11 protein-coding genes are annotated in these 18,527 nt (G+C 64.8%); 3 read left to right on the plus strand and 8 right to left on the minus strand.

The features are described 5' to 3' along the window. The 3 genes from IG178_RS12225 to IG178_RS12235 all read right to left on the minus strand — a co-directional run. Positions 1-457, minus strand: a 457-nt coding sequence (locus IG178_RS12225; RefSeq protein WP_193212840.1) for a beta propeller repeat protein, incomplete at its 3' end; no start/stop codon positions are given. Between the two features lie 195 nt (positions 458-652). Further along, positions 653-937: a DUF2164 domain-containing protein gene (locus IG178_RS12230; RefSeq protein ID WP_193212841.1), complete on the minus strand. Its 285-nt coding sequence runs from the start codon at positions 935-937 to the stop codon at positions 653-655. A 128-nt stretch (positions 938-1,065) separates the two neighbouring features. Further along, entirely contained in the window at positions 1,066-1,626 is a 561-nt protein-coding gene (locus IG178_RS12235; protein WP_193212842.1) for a hypothetical protein, read from the minus strand. Positions 1,627-2,153: 527 nt separating this feature from the next. Here IG178_RS12235 and IG178_RS12240 point away from each other — a divergent pair. Then, positions 2,154-2,681, plus strand: a complete 528-nt coding sequence (locus IG178_RS12240) for a hypothetical protein (RefSeq protein ID WP_193212843.1) — start codon at positions 2,154-2,156, stop codon at positions 2,679-2,681. A 39-nt stretch (positions 2,682-2,720) separates the two neighbouring features. Here IG178_RS12240 and IG178_RS12245 read toward each other — a convergent pair whose 3' ends face one another. Continuing rightward, positions 2,721-3,128, minus strand: coding sequence for a response regulator (locus IG178_RS12245; RefSeq protein ID WP_193212844.1), 408 nt, complete (start codon positions 3,126-3,128; stop codon positions 2,721-2,723). Positions 3,129-3,311: 183 nt separating this feature from the next. Between IG178_RS12245 and IG178_RS12250 the strand changes: the two genes are divergently transcribed. After that, the gene (locus IG178_RS12250) at positions 3,312-6,335 is read left to right on the plus strand and encodes a choice-of-anchor Q domain-containing protein (RefSeq protein WP_193212845.1); all 3,024 of its coding nucleotides are present in this window, start codon (positions 3,312-3,314) and stop codon (positions 6,333-6,335) included. Between the two features lie 45 nt (positions 6,336-6,380). Then, positions 6,381-12,275: a DUF5011 domain-containing protein gene (locus tag IG178_RS12255; protein WP_193212846.1), complete on the plus strand. Its 5,895-nt coding sequence runs from the start codon at positions 6,381-6,383 to the stop codon at positions 12,273-12,275. A 155-nt stretch (positions 12,276-12,430) separates the two neighbouring features. Here IG178_RS12255 and IG178_RS12260 read toward each other — a convergent pair whose 3' ends face one another. From IG178_RS12260 to IG178_RS12275, 4 genes are all read right to left on the minus strand, one after another. Continuing rightward, positions 12,431-13,081: a response regulator transcription factor gene (locus tag IG178_RS12260; protein ID WP_193212847.1), complete on the minus strand. Its 651-nt coding sequence runs from the start codon at positions 13,079-13,081 to the stop codon at positions 12,431-12,433. Further along, the gene (locus tag IG178_RS12265) at positions 13,078-16,044 is read right to left on the minus strand and encodes an ATP-binding protein (protein ID WP_193212848.1); all 2,967 of its coding nucleotides are present in this window, start codon (positions 16,042-16,044) and stop codon (positions 13,078-13,080) included. The genes IG178_RS12260 and IG178_RS12265 overlap by 4 nt, the downstream gene beginning before the upstream one ends. 100 nt (positions 16,045-16,144) lie before the next feature. Then, entirely contained in the window at positions 16,145-17,041 is an 897-nt protein-coding gene (locus IG178_RS12270; RefSeq protein WP_193212849.1) for an alpha/beta hydrolase, read from the minus strand. Positions 17,042-17,106: 65 nt separating this feature from the next. Further along, a complete protein-coding gene (locus IG178_RS12275) occupies positions 17,107-18,474 on the minus strand; it encodes a hypothetical protein (RefSeq protein WP_193212850.1) in 1,368 nt (455 codons plus the stop codon). Positions 18,475-18,527 lie beyond the last annotated feature (53 nt).

The raw sequence follows: 18,527 nt of genomic DNA on the forward strand, positions 1-18,527 counted from the left end.
TGCCGGTGGTCGCATCGTAGGCGATTCCCTCCACCGTGTCGCCCGTGGCGCTGTCCGGCAGGTAGGTCTGCGACGCCTGAGTCCACTGCGTGTCCCCCGGGCTCAGGCGGTGCATCGGCGTGTAGCCGTTGTTGTTGGCCAGGCTGCCGGGATCCCTGCCGACGTAGATGTAGCCGCCGGCGGCCTCGACGAAGTTCAGCGAGGCGATCCCGAGGTCGTAGCTGCCGGTCCCTGCGACGGTGTTGAGCGCGGTGAAGGTGTCGCCGCCGTCGGACGAGCGGTAGATACCGGTCGCACCGAGCAGATAAAGTTCGCTGCCATGGGCCAGCAGTGGACCCATGTTGTTGGTTCCGGTGAAGGTGCCCGGGACGCTGGCGGAAATGTCCTGCCAGGACCCCTGGGCGAGGGCGGGTGACAGCAGCGCGGCGAGGATCGAGGGGAGAAGCAGTGGTTTCATGCGGATCCGCCAGCTTTGGCGAACGTTCCGCATCCGGCTATCCTCTGAACCGGGGAGAAGGGGGGGCGAACTGGGCTCGATGCCGGGGCCGGCGCTACGGCCGTGGTGGTGGACGGCTGCGCCCCGATCACCATCGATAGCTCCAACAGCAAGGAAGTGCGGGGCTTTTGCCGGATGGCGAAGTCGCGACGGGATCTACGGCTTTCTCCGTACGTGTTTCCCATGCCTTCCGGAGCTGTCCCAGTAGGTCAATCCTTGTTCGAAGCAGGTGCCGTCCAACTCCTCGTTCGCCTGCTGGAAGTGGCGCTTCGCGTCCGCGACCCCCTGGTTGTAGGCAAAGGGAGCGATCTCCCCGGCGATGTAGCCGAGCAGCATCCTCGCCTGGAGTTCGCTGGCATCGAGTTCCAGCTCTTCGGAGAGAAAGCGCTGGATCGAATCCAGGAGTTCCGATTCCTCGGCAGGTTCCAGGTGAAGCTTCATGCAGGGGCGAGGATGAAAAGTCCCCGCCCCCGCTTCAATCCGCGATTGCTCCATTGGCCCCGCAGTCGGGGAGGCCGGGTCGGTAGCGGAGAATGATCCGATGAACGGGAAGGCGGAGACCTGTTCGATCAAAGTGCGGATCCGTGGCGGTGGGATTGGAACCGCGGGAAGCATCCCGGGATCCTGCCGTCCCAGCGTTCCCGCAGCGATTCCCACTCGGTCTCCAGGGCTCCCAGGGCATCGTTCCAGGCGAGAGCGGGCTCATCGACGGGCTCCGGCTCCTCGAGCTTCACGTAGACGCCGGTCAGCGGGCGCTTCGAGTGATTCGCGGTCTTGAAGTCGCTGACGTAGCCCTTTTCGGTGCGGAACTCGATGTGGCCGTGGCCCGCGCCGCCGTAGACCAGCACCGCGCCGACCGGGGCATCCTCGGGCTTCTTGACCTCGTCGAGCTTCACGAAGCCGAAGTCGCGGGTCAGCACCGAGCCGGCATACTTGGCGGAGACGCCGTCCGGATAACTATCGACCACCTTGGCGGCAAGCAGTGCGCGTTTTACGTAGCGCCAGCAATAGTGGGTGGGCCTGGAACGGGCGTTGGATTCGGCAATCCGCGCGGCCTTGACGAGGCCCGGGCTGATTTCGGCAGCGGGTTCGCTGCCGGGCTTTTCGTCGCCGCGGGATGCGGGCGACATTTTGAAACAAAAGAGAGAAATCGCGGGAGCGATGAACCGGCATGGCAGAAGGGATAGAGGCAACATCTGTCTGTCGTTTTCAAAGATGATCAGTTAATCGATATTGATTGTATTGGTTGGTGTTTTGGCCTTGGGCCGCGGCGAAAATGGAGGCTTTCGACTGGGAGTCAAAAAGTTAGATCGAGGCGGCATCTAACTCTTTGGCGGGTGTTTTGCCCGGCAGTTCCCTCCGTAGGCGCGTTCGTTGGAACGCGGAAAGCTGGGATCGCGACCTGCGGCTAACCTCCGCGCTGTCACCAGCGCGCCTACGGCATAACCTGGAAAGACCGCAGCGCACCGTTGATCCGTAGGCACGTTCGTCAGAACGCGGGAAGGCTCAACCGAAGCGCAACAACTAGATCCATCGTAGTCCGACCTGGAGTAATTGACGCCCGCCAGCCGGGGGGATTGAATCGAAATCGTGACCGAACGTTGGTGACGCGGGGATCCGCCCGCAGCGCCCGGCCGAGCCCTGACGACCCCGACCCATGACGATGCTCCGCTTCTTTTGTTTCGCCTGCCTGGTGCAGGTCGCCCGTGCGGACGACAAACCCTCCGCCCTCCATGGTTCCTGGCGTTCCGACGGCGAGGCCACCCGGGCCTATCTCGACGAGCACGCCAAGCTGGATGAGTTCCAGCGGAAGATGATCGGCCTGATGTTCGGCCGGGCCACGGTCACCTTCAAGCCGGACGGGTCCGGTAGCCTGCGGATGGACCCGATGAAGGTGCCGACGAAGGAGGGCGCTGAGCTGGCGCTGGCGGAGTCGACCACCGGATTCACCTACCGGATCCTCGGGGAAACCGAGTCACAGATCGTCATCGAGTCCAGGTTCGACAACGCGGCTCTCGACGCCCAGCCCTTCGCCGTCCTGAAGTTCGATGGCAAGGACCGCTACTCGGTCGCGCTCTCCGACGGCATTGCCGAGATCAATGGCCGCGAGTTCTTCACGCGGGTGAAGGAGGGCGGGCAGGGGGAGGCCGCTGCGCCCGATCCCGATGATGCGGAGGAACCCTGATCGGGCGGACCATTCCGGGCCTGGCCTAACCGCGTCGGGTCATTCGGGCCGGTGCGGAGGCAGGGTCGAGAGGATTCCGGGAAGCTCGGAGAGGGCCAGTTTCGAATGGAAGACACAGGCGCCGGCCTCGAGCGCCGCCTGGCGCAGACGCGGGTCGTCGTGCTGGGTCAGGATCACGATCCGGGCCGACGGCGAGTCGCGCAGGATCGCCCGGGTGGCGGCAAGCCCGTCCATCACCGGCATGTCCAGGTCCATGAGGATCAGATCGGGTGCGCCCCGGACCTGGTGGCAGTAATCCATCGCTTCCTTCCCGTCCGAGGCTTCGTGGAAGGAGCCGTCGCGCAGGCCGAGCAACTCGGCCACCACCCGCCGGAAGCCCGCGTGGTCATCGACCAGCAAGACATGGTCGTGCGGGATGCGGGTGGCATGGGGCGAACCGGAGCTCATTCACGGGAACTGTGCCGGAGCCTGGGTCGCCACGCCACCCGGGCGGTTACTCAGACTTATGGGTGGTCCTACTCAGGCGATCACTGGGTAGTTCCACTCAGCCGCATGAGTGGGTGCCTCTCTGGCCGGAAACCGCGGTTGGGGGCTAGTGTCGATGGCAGCTTACGGAACCCGGTCCTCCCCATGAAAACTTCCCGAACCCTCTTCACGGCCATCGTGATCTCCGCGATCGCCACGCTGCCGACCCCTGCGGCCACCTTCACCGTCACCAATGCCGACGACTCCGGGGCCGGCTCGCTGCGCCAGGCGGTGGCCGATGCCAATGCCAGCGGCGATCCCGTCGACACGATCAACTTCGACGCCGCCTTCTTCAGCACGCCGCGCACGATCAGCCTGACCACCCAGCTGATCCTCGACACGGGGCACACCGTCATCAACGGCCCCGGCGCGGACGAGCTGACGATCGATGGTGGCGGATTTTACCGCGGATTCGTCGTGTGGAAGGCGACGGTGGCGGAGATCGAGGGCCTGACGATCGCGAACGGCAAGAATCAGGTGGTCACGCACGAGGAGCCCTGGGGAAAGATGGGTGGAGGAATCCTGAACCTCGGCACGCTGACCCTCGATGCGGTGAGCATCGTGAACTGCCGGGCGGAGGAAATGAGCACGGACAACGCCAGGCTCGATGGCGGGGGAATCTTCAACACGGGCACCCTCACCGTGACCAACAGCAACATCTCCGGCAACTGGTGTCGGGGATACACCTATCAGGCGGGGCCGACGTGCTTCGGCGGCGGGATCTACAACGAAGGAACGCTCAGCCTCACCAACACGGTGCTCAGCAACAACTTTTGCGAGGGCATTCACAACGGCACCGTCAAGGCCTGCGCCACCCGGGGTGGCGGACTCTTCACGGTCGGCACATTGGGTGGTTCCGCGGTGCTGGACGGTTGCACGGTCACCGAGAACGAGTTGCTCTCGAAGACCTTCGTCAACGTGCCGGGAACCGCCTCCGGAGCGGGAATCCATGCGACGGGGGCCCTCACCATCCGCAACGGCTCGGTCATCTCGGGAAACCGTGCGAGAGTCGACCAGACCGGCTTGGTGATCACCGGTGTCGATGCCCTGCTTTACGGGGGCGGGATCTACAGCGAGGGCACCCTGACTTTCACTGACAGCGTGGTGGAGAACAACTCCCTGGAAACCATCGATGCGGACACGGCCCTGATGATTGGCGGTGGGGTTTGCAACATAGGTGGCGGCACCGCGAGCTTTCGCAACAGCCGGGTGGCGGGGAATACGATCGTGATCGACCACCTGGCGCCCACCTGCCGCGGGGGCGGCATTTTCAACGGGGGCGCGCTGACCTTTCTCAGCGGGGAGATCTCCGGCAACGTCATCGATGTCACCACCACCAGTTCCATCGCCAAGGTGACGGGCGGCGGATTGTTCAATGACTCGGGCCACAGTGCGACCATCCTCAACAGCACGGTGGCCGGCAACCACTGCAACGCCACCGCCGCGACGGGCGTGCTCGGGACCGGCGGTGGAATCGATAGCCCCGGAACGCTCGACATGGTCAACAGCACCGTGGTAGCCAATGCCCTCTCCGGCACACCAAGCGCTGCTGGCGTCCGCGGTGGCGGGCTGAACTACATCAACGGGACCGTCACGCTCGGCAACTGCATCATCGCCGGCAACAGCATCTCCGCTGGCGGACTGTATCCGGATGTTTCCGGCACTGCGGCGCTGACCTCGCAGGGACACAACCTCATCGGCGACGCCACCGGCGGCAGCGGCTTCGTGCTGAGCGACATCACCGGCGTGGCCGCGGCATCGGTCTTCGAAGACGTCGACAGCAGCAGCGTGATCGATCTCGCCGACCTCGCCGACAACGGTGGGCTCACCCGGACCCTCGCCCTGAAATCGGGAAGCCCGGCCCTGGACGCCGGGGACAATGCCCTGATCCCCATCGATCCCGACACCTCGCTCGCATTCGTCACCGACCAGCGCGGAAGCGGATTTCAGAGGAACTGGGGCGCCGCCGTGGATATCGGCGCCTATGAGAATCGCTACCTCACCGCGATCCAGTCGGTGGCCAGCGGCGATTATGACACCGGAGCGAACTGGGACCTCGGGGTCGTTCCCGTGACCAAGGACGGCACCCACGCCGCGACCATCGTCGCCGGGCATGCCATGACCGCCGCCTCCATCATTGAAGTGGCCTCGAAGGAAGGCGCGGTCACTTCCCTGACCGTGAACGGCAGCCTCACCCTGTCCGCCGGGGAACTCGAGTTGGGTTTCGATTCCGGCGACTTCACCCCGCGCTCGGTGAACTCGACGCTCAGGATCGGATCAGCCGGGCACGTCACCTTCCCCGCGAGCTGGGTCTATGACGGATACGGCGATGCGCCGGCGGGGGTCACCCACACCGTCCACATCGACATTGCCACGGGCGGTCGGTTGACCTCGGACACGAGCGGCGGCGGATTCGGCATGCGGCTCTGGTCGGAATGGAGCGATACCACAGGGGACGGCAAGACCTGGACCGACGATGGAACCACGGACGGCGAATCCGACGCTCCCTCATTCGAGGGCGTCCTGCGCCAGCTCTACGCGGCGGGGGTTCTCACCAAGAACGGAACGCAAACCGGCAGCTTCGACAACGACTTCATCTTCATCCCGGGAGCGACCGGCGCCGACGGCACCCTGCTGGCAGTCACCATCACCAATACCTACCAGGGCTGGGCACTTCGCATGGGCCTCATCTCCAGCATGGATCAAGGCCGCTACGCCGATCCGAACCACGACGGCCAGCAGAACCGGGAGCACTTCGCCTTCGACACCGATCCGTTCGGTGATGGCAGCGATGAAGGCAAGCGCCGCTATCGCTTCGTCGATGGAGGGAACGGGCCGCGCTTCGCATTCACGCTTCCGGTGCGGAGGGGCGCCGTCTTCAGCGGCAGCCCCAGCCCGGTGGCCATCCTTTTGTCCGATGACCTGAGATACACGATGCAGGGCAGCGGCAATCTCCAGGACTGGACCAAGCCGGTCCTCGAACTCGTACCTGCCGACTCCGCCGGCCTGCCTGCCCTCCGCGACATCGACGGCGACGCTACGCCCGACTGGGAATACCGGACCTTCCTCCTCGACGACGACACCCCGCCCACCGGCTTCCTGCGCGCGCTCCTCAGTGAAAGCACCTGATCGCCCGATCCATTGCATCCGCTCTTCTCAACTCGAATCCACTCCATGAAGCCGCTCAAAAAATTCATCTGCCACGCACTTGCCGTGCTGGCACTCGCATCAACCGCGCCGGCCGAGAACCTCCCGGGAGACTCGGGCGTTGAAATCACGCTCCAAGCCCAAGGCATCGATGCCAACAACCCGCGAAGTGCGTCGGGCTATACCTATGACATCCCGACCGACCAGTGGCCGGAGTATCTCAGTTTTCTTGTCGAGGGAGCGGACGGGGGCACGGTCGATCCTGTTGATGCCAAGGGCGGCGCCGGCGCCCAGATCTACGGGCTCATCCAGATCGGCTACGAACCGGGTGATGTTGTCCAACCAGGTGGCCAGTTGCGCTTCTTGCCTGGAGTCAAGGGACAGAGCATTTCCCCCGCCTGGCTTGAATCCAGGGGAGCGGGTGGCGGCGGAGGCTCGGGAATCCTCTACAAGTCCCCCGATCCCGGAAGCACCTGGGTGCCGCTTGTCATTGCCGGCGGTGGCGGGGGTGCGGTCAAGGATTGGACGGGGCTGGACATCAATTACAGGAGTGGCGGGGATGGCCAGACGGGAACCGCCGGGCAGGACACCGACACCACCAGCGGAGGGGTCGATGGCCAGGGCGGCGGCGGTGCGGGCGGAGGGGGATGGCTGAGCGATGGATCACCTGCTGCTGCCGCCCGGAGAGGACGAGCGGGCTCGCCGAACGGTGGCCTCGGAGGCGAGGCCGGCACCGATGGCGTGCAAGGTGGATGGGGTTGCGGAGGCGGGGCGGGTTCGTCGGCGTCCAGCACGGTGACCGGAGGTGGTGGTGGCGGCGGATACTCCGGCGGTGGATCCGGGAGCGATGGAGGTTCGTCCGCCGCGCACCAGGGAGGCGGCGGCGGCAGCTATGTCCACCCCGGGATTGTAAACCTCCAATCCTTTACGGGGGAACGGGACGACCGGAATGGCGAAATCGTCTACCTAAAAGGCTCCATCTTTGTGAATAATCCTCCGGCGATCACCATCAACGGTGGCAATGTCACGATTGCTTATCTGAGCACCTACACCGATGCCGGTGCGACGGCCGTCGACGGCCTTGGAGAAAGCCTCACGGTCAACGCGAGCGGAGTCGGAAACGTGGACACCAGCACGCCCGGCGTTTATCAGATCACCTACAGCGCCACCGATCGCTGGGGACGGACGAGCAGCGCGATCCGATACGTGACCGTCGAGTTGCCGGCTCCACCCACCGTCACGGTGAACGGAAGCTCCCCCCTGGCGATTCCCTACCTCAGCACCTACACGGATGCTGGAGCCACCGCGACCGGCGAAGGTGGCCTGAGCCTCACGGTCAACGTGAGCGGTCTCGACGCCGTCGACACCAGCATCCCCGGGCCTTACCAGATCATCTACAGCGCCACCGATCGCTGGGGACGGACGAGCAGTGCGCTCCGGAACCTGATCGTCGAATTGCCGGATCCTCCCACCATCACGGTGACCGGAAGCACGAGTGTGACGGTTCCCTACCTCAGTACCTACACGGATGCGGGAGCCACTGCGACCGACGGGGGTGGCCAGAGCCTCACGGTGAATGTCAGCGGCGTCGGAAGCGTGGACACCAGCGTGCCGAATTCCTACACGATTACCTACAGCGCGACCGATGCCTGGGCGCAAACGAGCACCGCGACCCGCACGGTGACCGTCTCGAAGATCCGGATCTACGTGGACGCCTCGGCAACCGGAGCCAATGACGGCACCTCATGGACAGACGCCTACACGTCCCTTCAGGATGCGCTGGGCACCATGGTTCCCACCGCCTACTACGAGATCTGGGTGGCCGACGGGACCTACAAGACCGACTCCGGCACCAATCGCTCCGCCTCGTTTGTCCTCGGCGACTTCGTGGCCCTCTACGGCGGCTTCGCGGGCGGCGAGACCGACCTTTCGCAGCGCAACCTCGAGCTGAACCGCGCCATTCTCAGCGGGGATATCGATAACAACGGCTATGAGAGTTCCGGTGACGCCCATCACGTAGTGAGGATCGTGAACGCGAGTTCGGCCACGACGTTGGACGGCTTCATCGTCCGCCACGGACATGCGGACGATGCCAGCACGACCGACGGGACTTACGGGGGCGGCCTGCTCCTCGACAACGCCAGTCCTCGCATCGTGAATGTGCGATTCTTGGAAAATTACGCGGAGGGCGGCGGCGGGGCCGTCGCGGCACTCACCCCCATTTTCGGAGCCCTCTTTGATTTTTGCACTTTCGAGAACAACGAGACTCAGGGGACTGGCTCCGCGCTGCATGTCGATGCCTTGTCCTTTTTTCCGTTTACCGTTCACCACTCCCGATTTGCCGACAACTCAAGTTTCAGTGAAAGCATTGGAAGCGGCGCAAGTGTGGAGATCTTACGCCACGCCGCGACCCTCATTGATTGCGTCATTGCCGGAAACAATAGCGGCGGCAGCTTTGCCGGACTCCATGTCGATGGCGCTGGAGTCCTTCCAATCGCCTTAGAACTGATCAACCTCACCATCGCGGGGAACGAAGCCGGGGCCGAATGTGCCGGATTGGCAGTCGGCTTGAACGTCGATCTCGTAATGGCCAACACCCTGATCTGGGGGAACGAGGTGCTCTCTCCCCTGAATCCGGATTGGGCCAACTACCGCGTGTCGGCAGGCGCCACCTCAGCCGTCTCGTACTCGCTGGTGGAGGGGTCCTCGACCGCCGCGCTTGGAGGCACCGGGAACCTGGACGGAACCAACCCTGCGAACGACCCGCGCTTCAACGACGTGGCTGGTGGAGTGCCGCTCGATTCCCCGGTGGTGAATCAGGGCAGCAACGCGGCCAACCCGATCGCGAGTTCCTTCGATTCGGTGGATGCCGATGGGCACCCACGCATCGCCCAGAGCGTGATCGACATCGGGGCCATCGAGACGGTGGCACCGGTCTATGTGGATGCCAGCGCCAGCGGAGCCGACGACGGCAGTTCCTGGACAAATGCCTACACGAGCCTGGCCACAGCCCTCGCCGCACAGATCAAGGACGGCACCTACTACATTGCCGCCGGCACCTACACACCGGGCACCCTGCGGAGCGACAGCTTTTCGATCACACGCAGCCTGTCGCTTTACGGTGGCTTTCCCGCGGGAGGAGCCGCGCTTTCCGCCCGCGATCCTCAGGCGAATCCAACGATCCTCTCGGGGGACATCGGTTCGCCCGGGATTTCCAGCGACAACGTCTACCACGTCGTGCGAATCGACAACGGAATCGCATGGGCCGACGAGTTCGAGGGAACCGTCGTTCTCTTGGACGGCTTGGTGATCCGGGACGGCTATGCCGACGACGGCAGTGGAGGCGGAGGGATTGTGACGACCGAAGATCTTCGCCTCGAGCATTGCACCGTGGAGCAGAATTTCTCGCAGAGCAACGGAGGTGGCCTTGCGGCATCCGACCATTCGGGTTTGAGCGTTCACGCCAGCCGCTTCAGCGCCAACGAAAGCGCGGGCTCGGGTGGAGCCTTGCATATGGATTCCGCGACCATTGACGCGTTCTCCTCCTTCTTCACCGGAAATGAGGCCGCAGGAACGGGCAACGGGGGAGCGGCCTGCCTCTTCAATACCACGGCCGACTTTGCCAGCAGTGTGTTCTCCGGCAACCGGGCAGGTGGCACGGGAGGTGCCATCGATTCGAGCGGAACGGGAGCGGAAGCGTTCTTCCTGTTTAATACGACCGTCTCCGGCAATGCCGCTTCGGGTGACGGTGGAGGCATATATGTCCAGGGCGCCAATAGTTTCTTTGGTCTGACAAACACCGTGGTCTGGAACAACTCCGCCAACGGATCCGCGGCGGATGCCTCGGCGTCGATCGGCGGCTCCGTTCCTTCGTTTACTTTCTACCTCAACTCCCTGGCTGAACACATGGATCTCCCGGCCGGCGACGGCAACCTTGACGGAACCCTGCCGGCCAATGATCCGCAGTTCCTCATCCCGGTGGATCCTGCCACCGCGCCAACCACTGCCGGTGATCTCCGGGTGGCGCCCCTCTCACCCCTCGTCGACGCGGGAGAGTCGGAGGAAGTGAACTCACGCAATCTCGTCGATGCCGCGGGCAACCCTCGGATCCTCGGTGCCGCGGTCGACATCGGTGCCTACGAGCGCCAGGGCCTGGTCTATGTCGATGCCAGCGCCACCGGCGCCAATGACGGCTCGTCCTGGACCGACGCGTTCACGACCCTCGACCCCGCGCTCGCGCTGGTGAACTCCACCAGTGCGGACCGCCCCGATGAAGTCTGGATCGCCGAAGGCACCTACTCACCCGCCAGCCCATGGGATGGGCTGAGTGCCACCGAGGGATTCCCGATCGTGAACACGGTCAACCTGCGGGGAGGCTTCCCGGCAGGGGGCAGCAGCCTCGCCGGTCAGGATCCCGTCAGCCATCCCACCATTCTCACGATCAACGGCAGCTACGGACGCGTTCTCACCATCGACGACAGCGACGACGGAACCCTGCAGTCCATTCTTCTCGACAGTCTCATCGTCACCGGCGGCAACTCGATCTTCGACAGCATCAATTCCGAGAACGGACGCGGGGGCGGAATCTACAGCCGCGAAAACCTGACCCTGCGGGAGGCGACCGTTGCGGGGAACACCGGCGGGTTCTCCGGAGGCGGAGTTTATATCACCGTTGGCACGCTCCAGGTGGAGGACTCGCTCTTCGACCAGAACTCGGCGGGCCCCGACACCGCCTCGGTCCCGAAAGTGGGCGGTGGTGCGATCCGTCTCGATACCGGGTCCTCGCTCGTGGCGCTGCGGTCGAGCTTCTCGCAGAACCAGGCACTCTCCAGCGTGGCCAGTGGCGGTGCCGTGGCGGGATCGGACGGCACCATCCTGACGCTCACCAACTGCGCATTCAGGGGCAACCAGACCGGCAGCACCGGCGGCGCGTTGTATCTCTACAATGTCGCCCTGACGTCCACCAACTGCCTCTTCAGCGGCAACAAGTCCGACGACGGTGGCGGCGCCTTCGTCACCGGACCGGCGGGCACCTTCGACTTCATCAACGCCACCTTCTCCGGCAACCGGGTCTCGGGCAACGGCGGCGGCTTGCGGATCAATGGCGGCACCTGCTCATTGAAGAACACGCTCGTCTGGAACAACCTCGCAACCGGAGCAGCGACCAGCGACAGCCACTCGATCAGCGACGCCACCGTTGGCGTGACGAGCTACCAGAACACGCTGGCCGAGTTCATCGACCTGACCGGTGTGGGCACGGCCAACGTCGATGGCACGCTTCCCGGCAACGACCCGGCTTTCATTCAGGAGCTCGATCCGACCACCGCACCCTCGGTGGCCGGTGACTTCCGGTTTTACTTCGGTTCCCCCGTCTTCGAAAAGGGCGACAACTCGCTCAACTCCGAATCCACCGATCTTGCCGGCAGCAAGCGGATCGGCGGAGTGAACATCGATCTCGGAGCCTACGAAGCCCTCGATCGCGTGGCCCCGGTCTGGCCCTACGATCAGTGGATCCAGGCGTGGTTCCCCGCCGAAACGGATCCCGCGATCATCGGGATCGATGCGGACCCGAATCACGACGGCATTAGCAACGGCCTCGCCTTCCTGACCGCGCTGAGTCCGGTCAGTTCCTCGCCGGAGGCACTCGGCGTGATCACCGTGAGCGGAAATACCACGACGATCTCGTTTCGCCGAAGCGACCGGGGCCTTTCCCTGAAACCCACGTATGAGGTGAGCTTCGACTTGTCCACCTGGCTTGATCCCGCCACCGCCGGCTCCGGCGTCCAGATCACGATCCACGACGACGCCTACGGCACGGACTTCGAAGGCTACGGCATCGACGAGGTTCTCATCGAAGCGGACACGACTCTCGTGCCGAAACTCTTTGCACGCCAAGTGTTCCAGAACTCGAGGAATCCATGAATGGCGGCGCGCCCCGCCGACCGCGCCGGCCTGCCGCCACTGGATTTGCGACGGCACGGCCGACAGGGGAAACCGCACGAACACTTCGTTCGAAGCGGTTCGGGCGGACCATGCTTCTTGTGGCACCTCCATGAACTGTCTGTGGCGAAGATGGGTTAAATCTCATCGCGGTGCTCGAAGGCGAACTTCACGAGGCTATGCGCGCCGCTGAGGCCGAGCTTCTGCGCGGCGCGCGAACGGTGGTTCTCGACGGTGCGCACGCTGAGGCCGAGATCATTGGCAATCTCCTTGCTGGTGCGGTCGCTGGCGATGAGCCGCAGGATCCGGCGCTCTGCACCGGTCAGGGCGGTGAGGCCCGGCGTCTCCCGCTGGAAGTCGAACCTCGCCCGGGCCCGCTTCATCAGCAGGGCCGCCAACGGCGGGCTGAGATACTCGTCGCCGCGCGCCACCGCCCGGACGGCTTCGACGATTTCCGCGGCGATGCTTTCCTTGAGCACGTAGCCGCGAACGCCGAACTGCAGCGCGGTTTGCAGCAGTTGTTCTTCCTGATGCATCGTCAGGAAGACGAGACGGGTGCCGAGTTTCTCATCCCGGCAGCAGCGGGCGACCCCGATGCCGTCGAGCTTGGGCATCGACACGTCCAGGAGCAGCACGTCGGGCTGATGTTGGCGCACCAGCGCGACCGCCTCCTCGCCATCGCCCGCTTCCGCGACAATCTCGAGGTCTCCGGCGGACTCGAGGATCATGCGCAGGCCTTGGCGGTAAACGGGATGGTCGTCGGCCAGGATGAGTCGAAGTTTGGTCATGGCCTGTGGAGGGGGATTTGGATGCGCAGGACGGTGCCTTCGCCCGGCGCGGATTGGCAATCGAAACGTCCGCGCAGGTGGTTCACGCGTTCGGCCATCCCGCGCAACCCGAGACCACCGGCCTTGGAGGGCGGTAGCTTGTCCGGATTGAAGCCGCGGCCGTCGTCCTGGATGCGGAACTCCAGCGTCTCCCGGGTGGCTTGCGCCGAAATCCGCGCCTCGCTCGCGTCGGAGTGGGCGACGATGTTGTTGAGCGCCTCCTGCACCAAGCGGTAGAGGCTCAGGGAAGATTCGTCGTCGAGCAGCCCGTCGATTTCTCCCAGGTCGGCTTCGATGGGCAGGCCGGTGGCGTCCGAGACCTCCTCCAGTTTCGCCGCCAGCGCGGCGCGCAGGCCGACGCGGTCGATGAGCGCCGGGCGCAACTCCCGCGACATCTGTTTCACCTGTTGGATGGCACCGGCCACCGATCCCGACAGCGCCGCGGGTTCAAAGTTGCCGATGTCGAGGCGGCTCTTGATGACGAGCAGGTCCTGGCCGAGCGAGTCATGGAGCTCGTGGGCGATGCGCTTGCGTTCGTCTTCCTGCGTCGCGAGCAAGCGACGGGAAAACTCGCTGAGCATCTCGCTCCGCCGGCGCACGCTGCGGAGGCGCCCGAACACGACGGCGCCCGCGAGGCCGAAAAGCAGGGTGACGCCCAGCCACTGGATCGAACGCCGCTGCCACCAGAGCGGGGCGACGTGGACGCGGAGCGGTGGGTTCTCGTCGCTCCAGATGCCGAAGCGGTTCGCCGCGCTGAAACGGAACACGTAGTCGCCCGGGGCGAGGCGGCGATAGAGAGCGTGTTGTTGGCCGGTGACTTCGGACCAGCCGCGGTCGAAGCCGTCGAGCCGGTAGCGGTAGCGGGTGTGGGCGGGATCATCGAGGGTCAGGGCGAACATCCCGAGTTGCAACGTCTGGACGCCTGCCGGGAGTTCGACCCCGTCCGCTTCGGGGGTGAGCGTTTGGTCGTCTCCAAGGATCTCCCCGATGTCCGGCTGAGGCGGCAACGAGCGTTCGTGGCTTGCCTGCCAGTCGCCCGGCCGGATCGCCGCGAACCCGTGGATCGTTGCGGCCCAGATGCGGCCGGAGGAATCGCGGCTCAGGCAGCGCGCGTCGCCGGTGGTGGACAACGAAGGCAGGCCTTCGTTGCGCCCGAAGCGGACCGGTGAGATGCCGGCGGTGTCGCCCGTCAGGAGGCGGGAGAGGTGGTCCGCGGGCAGCCAGCTTACCCCATCGTTCCGCTGCTGGATCCACAGTCCCCCGTCGAGGTCCTCGGCCAGTCCAACGATCTCCCGGCCCAGATCCAAAGGGATGGACTGGAGCGTTTGGTTTTCAAGCAAGGCGACCGTGGTTGGCCCGGTCCGGACCCAGATCCTTCCGTCGGCTCCGGGGACGACGAGCGGGAAGACGCGCTTGGCGTCATCTCCCCCGAGCAGGGCGTTCCATGTGCCATGGCGATAGTGCCAGATGCCACCACTCTCGGGGCTGATCAGGATCCCGCCGTCCGCGGCCGCCACTGCTCCGCGAACCGTGAACGATTGTCCGGTCTCGGGGTGAGGCACGGATTCGATGGAGTTTCCGACCAAGCGGAGCGTGCGTTGGATGGACGGACACCAAATGCCATCCTCCGACGTCGCGACGAGACTGGTGATGCGATCGGAAGGATCGAATGCGGGGATGACGTTGCTTTCCTGCTCCTTGGTTCGGATCAGCTGGAGGCCATTGCCGATCCACCATGCACCGCCATCCGGAGCGGGCGATAGCTGGGTGTAGAAGCGATCCCTTGGGCCGGGCAGTGCGCGCACTATCCCTCCCGGCTGCTGGCGGAAGGCGCCCGAACCGGCGAGGAACCAGAAGCCGCCGTCGGTGTCTTCCGCGACCGATGCCGCGGGGATCGACTCCTCGGGTCCGATCGCAAGCCAGGGGAGGAACTCGCCGCGGTGGAATCTCAGCAGGCCGCCGTCGGTGGCGACCCACACCCGGCCCTCGGTGTCGAGCATGACCTGATCGCATTCCTTTGGCAGGCGGGTCCGCACGCTCGTCACGCGCGCCAACCGGCCGTCCGGACGCCTGGTCCAGAGTCCCTCTCCCCAGGTGCCGAACCAAATCACGCCGTGGTCGTCCTCGACGCCGGACAAGATGTGGTGCGGGCCATCGGGAGGGCCGAAATTTGCCTCGACCGGTGCATCCGGCTTGCCCGGATCATGAAGCGCGGTCCTGCCAATCCACTGTGTCCTGCCATCGAGGCGGCGGACGAAACCGCCCGGGAAAACCGCGCCGGGGATCTCGACTTCCGCCGGTCCGCGATCGTCCATCCGGTAAAGGTGGCTGTCGGTGAGCGAGATCCAGACGACTCCAGTGGAATCTTCACGTGCGTCCCTAGGATAGTAGCCCGCGGGAACCTCAAAAACGTCCTCGAAGCGATCCCCGGCCAAGCGCGAGGCCCACAGATGCTCGAGGTTTGCGGTGATCAGCCAGATCGACCCGTCGGCGCGCTCCAGCAATTGCTTGCAGCCACCCTTGATATCGCCGCCCAACCGCTGCGCGGGTCCGCCATCGGGCGGGAACCGGTAGATCCGGTAGCCGGTCGCGGCCCAGATCGCACCCTGGCGGTCCACCATCAGGTCCCAGACGGCCTCGGGCTCGGGGAGCGGATCATCCGGGGGGAAGGGCAAGGGCGTGAACCGTACGCCGTCGAAGCGGTAGATCCCACCGAACGTCGCAACCCAGATGCTGCGGTCGGCCGCCTGCACGAGATCGAGCAAGCGGGTGTCGGGCAGCCCGTCTTCCTGGTCCCAGCGGCTGACCGAACAACCGAGTTCGAACGCCGTCACCGTATACTCCGTGCCCTGGCCTTCACCGCGGCCAGCGGGCGCACTAGCGAGCAAGAGAAACCAGATCAGCCGGGAACGGGCCAACAACACGCCCCAGCGAAGCGGTTGGCCTCCGCGCCGTCAATGCCGCGGTCGGCTGCTGCCGCCTTCCCCCGTTCATTCGGGATCCATTCTCGGGCCGGCCCGCCGGTCAGCGGAAGATCCGCTGGACGAACTCGTTCAGGCTGCTCGCCCAGTGGACGCCATCGTGTCCTTGCCCGTCGACGTGCCAGACGTGAGGCACCTTGCTTTCCTTCAGGAAGGCGTGCATCCCCTGGCTGATGTTGATGAGCCCGTCCTGGTTGCCGCAGGTGATCAGGAAGTACTTCAAGTGCTTCTTCGCAGCGGCCGGATCCGGCACCAGGGTGGCGGGGGGCTTGGTGTTCGGAGCGGCGGAAAAGGCACCGAGCCAGGCAAATTGGTCCAGGTGGGTGAGGCCGAAGTTCAGCGTTTGCCCGCCGCCCATCGACAAGCCGGCAAGCGCGCGGTGATCGCGATCGGGGAGCGTGGCGTAGCGCTCGTCGATCGTCGGAATCACGCTGCCGAAGAGATCCGCCTCAAAGGCCCCGAACGCCGGCGCCGCGGCGAAGACATCGCCTTCCGCCCGGTCGTTCTTTTGTGCCCGGCCGTTCGGCATTACCACGATCATCGGCATCGCCTTCTTGTCGGCGATCAGGTTGTCCAGCAGGGCGTCGACCTTCGCGAAGCGCTGCCACTCCGTCTCGTCCCCGCCGATGCCGTGCAGCAGGTAGAGAACCGGGTACTTCGTCTCCCGGGTGTAGCCGGGTGGCGTGTAGACCTGCATTTTGCGCCGGGTGCCGACGCTCTTGGAATCGTATTCCACCATCTCCAGCCGCCCGTGGGGGATGTCGTCCCTCCTCATATTGAAATCGGCCGGCGGAGGATCGAACGCCGCCTTGTCGTCCGGGCCGAGGACGATCTTGCGCCCGAAGGCCCCCTTGGGATCCGCTGTCGGTTCCTGGGCATTCGAGATCGTGGCGAATGTGAGGCACACGCCGAGCAGGGAACAGGAAAGCAGGGTTTTCATCGTAATGGGGAATGGGAACAAGTCGCTACGCCTTCCTTCGGAACGTGCTGTCAGGCCCCGGTGGGTTACTCCGGCACCGTCACCTTCAGCCGCAGATAGAGCCTCTGCTTGTCGCCGGTGGGGACACTGAAGTGATGCCCCGGCGGCACACCGCTGTCAGCGATCGATGTCCAGCTTTCGGGTAGAAGCGTCGTGCTCCACTCCGCTCCGTAGATAACATCGGAGATACCGGCCGGCGCGGTGAAGTCGAAGGAACAGTCGCTTGCGGATCGATGGGGTGCCGGCAGGAGGTTGGAGCTGCCTTCCTGCGGATCGAGGGCGAAGGCGTACTCGATGAGGTTCGGGATGCCGTCGTGATCGAAGTCGTTGAGATCCGCGCCATCTCCGGTGTTGTCGCTGCTGCCGAAGTAGGCCTGCCGCCAGGTTTCCAGGGTCACGCCGAGCGGGTGCACCGTGAAGCTGACGCAGGCAAGGCGATCCGTCCCGAACGGGGTTTGCGTGACCAGCTCCATCGTCCACAGCCCGCCCGAATCGAAGACCGATCCGTAGTCGTCGACGGTGACGACCCGGTCGGCCGGGACCGAATCGTCGATCGTGACCGTCGAGCCCGGCACGATGGTTCCCGTGACGCCTTCCTGTGGCCTGCCCTTGTAAACCTGCGCGAAGGTGGTGGAGCTGGGGTAGAGGTCGTTCAGGGTCAGCGTGAGTTGCGGCAGTTCCGCTCCGATCGCCTGTCCTTGGGAAATGCCCCCGATCCCGCCGTCGGCCACCGGCCAGATCTGGATGAACTGCGAATCCATGACCGACTCCGGGAAGTACTCGTCCGGCTGGGTCGAAATCGTGAGGCGTTCCTCACCCCGCGCCTTGTCGTCCCCCGGGACCGAAGGCAGGGCGTAGGTGAAAGTGGTGGTGCCGTTGGCGGCGAGGGAGGAAGTGGAGAGCAAGGTGGCCTGGCTGCGATCCAGATCGCTGCCCGTTCCCGTGGTGCCGTAGGACTGGACGTGACGGCTCATCGTGACGCTTTTGGACGACGCGGGAGCCTCCGGATCGCCGAGCAGGCCGCTAACGATGACATCCACGTGAAACGGCCGGTCCGCACGGGTGCGCGGAAGAACCCGGTAGGGATCTTCCGAGCGGATCTCGACCTTGGCGATGGGCAGGTAGGAACCGGCCACGGTCTGGTCCAAAAGCGTCGCTTCAGCCGATGCCGTCTCCACCGCCCATAGCTCGAAGCGCGCTCCGCCCGGGTCGACGGCATAGTGGGAAAGTGTCTCTCCCGAACGGCCGACCGGGGAATCCCAAGTAGCTCCGTCGGGGAGAACTTCCTGTCGGATGAAAAAGGTGAAGTCATTGTCTCCAGCGTTTGGTGGCAGATCGATCGACCATACGAGGGTCGGATTGATGCCGGGCTGGACGATCGTCGGGTAAGCCATCAATTGCCCCACGGGAAACGGTGGATTCGGCGATACCGCGAGAGCTGAAGTTC

Origin of the sequence: Neoluteolibacter marinus (genome assembly GCF_014904755.1) — a bacterium.
Lineage (GTDB): Bacteria > Verrucomicrobiota > Verrucomicrobiia > Verrucomicrobiales > Akkermansiaceae > Haloferula > Haloferula marina.

Bases quoted from the DNA above. Each gene is read 5' to 3' on its own strand.
- IG178_RS12275 (WP_193212850.1), bottom strand. From the start codon at position 18,474: ATGGCTTACCCGACGATCGTCCAGCCCGGCATCAATCCGACCCTCGTA.
- IG178_RS12240 (WP_193212843.1), top strand. From the start codon at position 2,154: ATGACGATGCTCCGCTTCTTTTGTTTCGCCTGCCTGGTGCAGGTCGCC.
- IG178_RS12250 (WP_193212845.1), top strand. From the start codon at position 3,312: ATGAAAACTTCCCGAACCCTCTTCACGGCCATCGTGATCTCCGCGATC.
- IG178_RS12235 (WP_193212842.1), bottom strand. From the start codon at position 1,626: ATGTCGCCCGCATCCCGCGGCGACGAAAAGCCCGGCAGCGAACCCGCT.
- IG178_RS12230 (WP_193212841.1), bottom strand. From the start codon at position 937: ATGAAGCTTCACCTGGAACCTGCCGAGGAATCGGAACTCCTGGATTCG.
- IG178_RS12260 (WP_193212847.1), bottom strand. From the start codon at position 13,081: ATGACCAAACTTCGACTCATCCTGGCCGACGACCATCCCGTTTACCGC.
- IG178_RS12270 (WP_193212849.1), bottom strand. From the start codon at position 17,041: ATGAAAACCCTGCTTTCCTGTTCCCTGCTCGGCGTGTGCCTCACATTC.
- IG178_RS12255 (WP_193212846.1), top strand. From the start codon at position 6,381: ATGAAGCCGCTCAAAAAATTCATCTGCCACGCACTTGCCGTGCTGGCA.
- IG178_RS12245 (WP_193212844.1), bottom strand. From the start codon at position 3,128: ATGAGCTCCGGTTCGCCCCATGCCACCCGCATCCCGCACGACCATGTC.